Annotated in this window: 5 protein-coding genes; 4 read left to right on the top strand and 1 reads right to left on the bottom strand. The window is 48.0% G+C overall.

The features are described 5' to 3' along the window. Nucleotides 1-323 precede the first annotated feature (323 nt). Nucleotides 324-1,160 (bottom strand): peptidylprolyl isomerase, encoded by an 837-nt coding sequence (locus tag Q0546_RS01945; protein WP_298790031.1) that lies wholly within the window; start codon nucleotides 1,158-1,160, stop codon nucleotides 324-326. A gap of 87 nt (nucleotides 1,161-1,247) precedes the next feature. Between Q0546_RS01945 and gltX the strand changes: the two genes are divergently transcribed. The 4 genes from gltX to Q0546_RS01965 form a co-directional block, all read left to right on the top strand. Then, the gene (gene gltX / locus Q0546_RS01950; RefSeq protein WP_298790033.1) at nucleotides 1,248-2,639 is read left to right on the top strand and encodes a glutamate--tRNA ligase; all 1,392 of its coding nucleotides are present in this window, start codon (nucleotides 1,248-1,250) and stop codon (nucleotides 2,637-2,639) included. Beyond that, entirely contained in the window at nucleotides 2,636-3,889 is a 1,254-nt protein-coding gene (locus Q0546_RS01955) for a malic enzyme-like NAD(P)-binding protein (RefSeq protein WP_298790035.1), read from the top strand. Before gltX ends, Q0546_RS01955 begins: the two co-directional genes overlap by 4 nt. Beyond that, nucleotides 3,890-4,516 (top strand): uracil phosphoribosyltransferase, encoded by a 627-nt coding sequence (gene upp / locus Q0546_RS01960; RefSeq protein ID WP_002948924.1) that lies wholly within the window; start codon nucleotides 3,890-3,892, stop codon nucleotides 4,514-4,516. 225 nt (nucleotides 4,517-4,741) lie between these two features. Beyond that, the coding region (locus Q0546_RS01965) for a ribonuclease domain-containing protein (protein ID WP_298790038.1) at nucleotides 4,742-5,163 on the top strand (422 nt) is incomplete at its 3' end.

Below are 5,163 nucleotides of genomic sequence, written 5' to 3' on the forward strand. Positions count from 1 at the left end.
TATTTAGCGTACGGCTCGCCACTATCGTTTGACCGTTAAATTTCTTGTAAAACTCACAGACCAAGACCGAGCCGCTAAAAGGTTGTGTGTATTTCATTGCTTCCCACATAAAACTATCACTCAGAAAGTGAAAGCCTATCGTAGCTTATGGTATCCATGACTTCGTGAGATTAAATTTGATATCGTTTGGAGATAAATTTATGCCGTAAAGGTGCGGGTCTTGGCGAGTAAGCAACTAAATTTAAAAAATCGGTCAAATTTGACTAAAAATAAAAGGATTTAAGCCGAATCAAATCGGCTTAAATTTGCGCTCAAATTTGAGTTTATCGTAGATATTTGACGTTGGCTTTGGCGCGGAGTTTGTTGAAATATTCGCCGATGACGCGGTCTTGCTCGAGTTTATAAAGCGCGTTCATCGCCTCGTCTCTGACCTCGTCAAATTCAGGCATCGTTTGTCCCTTTTTAGACGCTACGTAAAACATCTCAAAGCCCTCTGGAGTCTGAAAAATCTGCGTGAAAGTGCCATCCGGGGTCTGCTGAAATATCGTTCGTAGTTGAGGCGGGATCTGCTCGCTTTTTAGATCCAGGACGTCCATGTGCACGCTGTGGTTGGTATTCATCGGGGAGCTGTGTCTAGCTGCTTCTAAAAGCTGCATCGAAGGTGCCACGTATCTAGTCACGCTCACGTCGGTAAAGTGCGCGAAAAGGTCGCGATTTTGCTCGAAATACGCTCTCGCTGCGTTTTCCGAGATGTTGATTTTAGCGTCGGCAAATATGCTTTGATATAGCTTTTCTTGTTTTATACTTTTTGCGACGTCGTCTTTAAACTGCGCGTAGTCGCCGCCCTTTGATAGCACGGCCGAGCGCAGATCTGAGGCGCTCATACCGCTCTCGCTTGCTATCTTTTGCAGCCTTTGATTTAGCTCGTAGTCGCTGGCTTCGATTTTTAGGTTTTTGATCTGTGCGGTTTCGAGTCTATCGCGGATCAGTAAATTTAGCGCGTTGGCTTCGCTTGTTTGCAGCTGCGCGGCGGCTTTGCGTACTTCGTTTACGGTGATGGGTTCGTTTTCGATGATGACGGCTATGCCGTTTGAGATCTGGCTCGCGTTAGCCATACAAAAACTGAGAAAAAACGCGGCGAATGAGATCTTTTTTAACATATAAAACCTTTGTTTAAGTCTAAAGTAAATATAATTTGAGCATTATAACATTTTAAATTTAAGCGCAAGCTATAAAGGTAAAATTTAATGCAAAATTCACAAATAGTAACTAGATTTGCCCCCTCTCCGACCGGATATCTGCACATCGGCGGGCTTAGGACGGCGCTTTATAACTACTTATACGCTAGAGCAAACGGCGGCAAATTTCTGCTGCGTATCGAAGATACCGACCTAAAACGAAACTCCGAAGAAGCCACGCAAGCGATAAAAGAGGCCTTTGCCTGGTGCGGGCTGGATCACGACGGCGAGGTGACGTATCAGTCGCGTAGATTTGACGTATATAAAGAGTACGTACAAAAGCTGTTAGCCGAGGGCAAAGCCTATAAATGCTACATGAGCAAAGACGAGCTAGACGCTCTGCGCGCCGAGCAAGAAGCGCGAAAAGAGAGGCCCAAATACGACAATCGCTACCGCGAATTTACCGGTACTCCGCCCGCGGGAGTCGAGCCCGTCATCCGTATCAAAGCGCCTCTAAGCGGCGAGATCGTGATCGACGACGGTATCAAAGGTGAGGTCAAATTTAGAGTCGAGGATATCCTGGATGATTTTATCATCGCGCGCTCTGACGGCACTCCGACGTATAACTTCACGGTCGTGATAGATGACGCGCTAATGGGCGTAACAGACGTCATCCGCGGCGACGATCATCTATCAAATACCCCGAAGCAAATCGTACTCTACGATGCGCTTGGTTTTAAGGCGCCAAAATTTTACCACGTCGCGATGATAAACGGCGAAGACGGCAGCAAACTAAGCAAACGCCACGGCGCAACCGACGTGATGGAGTATAAGCGCATGGGCTATCTGCCTGAGGCTCTTTTAAATTTCCTCGTGCGCCTAGGCTGGAGCCACGGAAATGACGAAATTTTCGGCATGGGCGATATGCTAAAGTACTTCGATCCGCACGATATAAACAAGAGCTCAAGCACCTATAACGCAAGCAAGCTAGAGTGGCTAAACGCCCACTATATCAAGACTCTGCCGTACGAGAGACTAGCAAAAGAGATGCTTGAATTTGACATAGATTTTAAAGCGATGCCAAAGGGCGAAGTGCTGTTAAATTCATTGCGCGAACGCTCAAAAACGCTAGTTGAAATGAGCCAGAGCGCAAGAACGATCATAAACGCTCCAAGCGCATACGACGAGAAAGCCTACGCTAAATTTATCACACCCGAAAGCAAGGAAAATTTGGCTAAATTTGCCGAAATTTTGGGCGAAAATTTGGACGCCAAAGGCTACGAGGAGATGACGGCTAAATTTTTAGAAGCAAACGGCTTAAAGCTAAAAGACTTAGCTCAGGCGCTTCGCGTCGCGCTAACGGGAAATAGCGTAAGCCCGGGGATATTTGAGGTGCTCGAAGTTTTGGGCACGGACGAGACGAAAAAACGAATAAGAAATATTTTAAAGGAGAACAAATGACACACGTAACTAACGAAGAGGCGCTCGCGTATCACGAGGGCGGCAAGATAGAGATAAAAGTAAAAACCCCGTGCGCGACGGCAAAAGACCTATCTATGGCGTACACGCCGGGTGTTGCGGTACCTTGTAAAGAGATCGAGGCCAACAACGAACTAGCCTACAAATACACCAACAAAGCAAATTTAGTAGCCGTCATCACCGACGGTACGGCCGTGCTCGGTCTAGGCGACATCGGCGCGGTAGCGGGCAAGCCGGTAATGGAAGGCAAAGCGGTTTTGTTTAAAAAATTTGCAAATGTAGACGCCTTTGACATCGAGCTAGACGAGCATGATCCTGATAAGATCGTAGAGATCTGCAAAGCGCTCTCTCCGACTTTCGGCGGCATAAATTTAGAAGACATCCGCGCTCCAAAGTGCTTTGAGATCGAGCGTAAACTACAAGAAGCAGTCGATATCCCGGTCATGCACGACGACCAGCACGGCACGGCGATGATAACAAGTGCGGGCATAATAAACGCGATGGAGATTTCGGGCAAAGACATCTCTAAAATCAAAATCGTAGTTAGCGGCGCGGGCGCGGCAGGCATCGCATGCGCTAAGATGTATAAAGCGCTTGGCGCAAAACACATCGTGATGGTTGATAGTAAGGGCGTGATCCACAAAGGCCGCACCGATCTAACTCCAGAAAAGCTAGAATTTGCCCTAGAAACCGCAGATAGAACGCTAGCGGACGCGATGAAGTGCGCGGATATGTTCCTAGGCCTTAGCAAGCCTGGCGTCGTAACCAAAGAAATGGTTGCGTCTATGAACGACGAGCCGATTATTTTTGCGCTTGCTAACCCGACTCCGGAGATCTTTCCTGAAGACGTCGCAAGCGTGCGAAACGACGTGATGATGGGAACCGGCCGTAGCGACTATCCAAACCAGGTAAATAACGTTCTTGGCTTTCCGTTTATATTCCGCGGCGCGCTAGACGTCAGAGCTAAAAAAATCACCGAAAATATGAAAATGGCTGCGGCGCGCGCGCTTGCAAATTTGGCTAAAGAGCCCGTTCCTGCGGAGGTTTGCGAGGCGTTTGGCGTAAAAGAGCTAAAATTTGGCAAAGACTACATCATACCAAAACCGTTTGACAATCGCGTGCTTTTAGCCGTGGCTCCTGCGGTAGCGCAAGCTGCAGTCGACGACGGCGTAGCTAGAGTGAAGGATTTTGACGTAAAAGCCTATACCGAAAAGCTAGCGAAGGGTCTGTAAATGAAAAACGTCAGGCTCATCTCTCACCCGCTCATCGAGCACAAACTAGCGATTTTAAGGGATAAAAACACTGAGCCGTTTCAGTTTAGGATGCTCGTGGATGAGATCAGCCACCTGATGATATTTGAGGCGACTAGGGATCTGGCGCTACGCGACGTGAGCGTGCAGACCCCGGTCGCCCAGGCCCAGGCTAAAAAGCTCGCGACAAAGGTGATGATTTGCCCGATTTTGCGAGCGGCTCTGGGTATGCTTGATAGCGTATTTACGATTATTCCGGATGCTAGCGTGGGCTTTTTGGGCTTTCAGCGAAACGAAAAGACCGCAGAGGCGGAGTTTTTCTACGCCAAGCTGCCTCGCGACGCCAAAAACCGCCTAGCCATCATCATCGATCCGATGTTTGCTACCGGCGGTACGGCTATCGACGCGGTTAAATTTCTGCGCGAAAACGGCATAAAGCAGATCAAATTTATCTCTATCATCGCCGCTCCAGAAGGGCTAAAGCGCTTTAGCGAGGTTTACCCGGACGTAGAGGTCTATACGGCTGCGATCGACGAGCGACTAAACGAGAAAAACTACATCGTGCCGGGCCTTGGCGACGCTGGCGATAGGGTGTTTAATACGCTTTAAATTTGACGAACTCGGACGAGCAAATTTAGCTTAATTGTGCCGTAAATTTAGCCGAATTTGACTGCGATTTATGCGGTTAGATTCGGCTTTTGTCTAGTCAAATTTAGCGTAAATTTACTCTCGTCTTTACGGCGCGACATTATCAAATTTGGATTTAACTCGTAAAATTTGACGTCAAATTTAACCCCGAAGCGAGCGCTTCAAATTTATTCCAAAAGGTCTTTTTTGAACAAACAACTACTTAGAAACGTCATCTTACCGCTGGCCGTTTTGCTGCTCGCGGCGCTGTTTAAATTTATCGTCCCGGGTAGCTCGGCCGTTCCCGGTCAAAATCAACCGCAAAGCGAATTTAGAGGAAACGGCGAAGGCAAAAACGTAGCCGCTGCGCCGAGCGTAAACGTCGTAAAAGACGGCACTTACACCTCAAAAGACGAGGTTGCGGCGTATATTTATAAATTCGGCGAGTTGCCGCAAAACTTCATCACCAAAAAAGAAGCTCTCGCGCTCGGATGGGACGCCAAAGGCGGCAATCTATGGCAGGTTACGGACAAAAAAAGTATCGGCGGCGACCGCTTTTCAAATAGAGAAAAAAAGCTGCCCGAAGCTAGCGGGCGAAAGTGGTTTGAGTGTGATATCGGATATAGCGG

Source organism: uncultured Campylobacter sp., from assembly GCF_937997465.1.
In the GTDB taxonomy this organism is placed as follows: Bacteria; Campylobacterota; Campylobacteria; order Campylobacterales; family Campylobacteraceae; genus Campylobacter_A.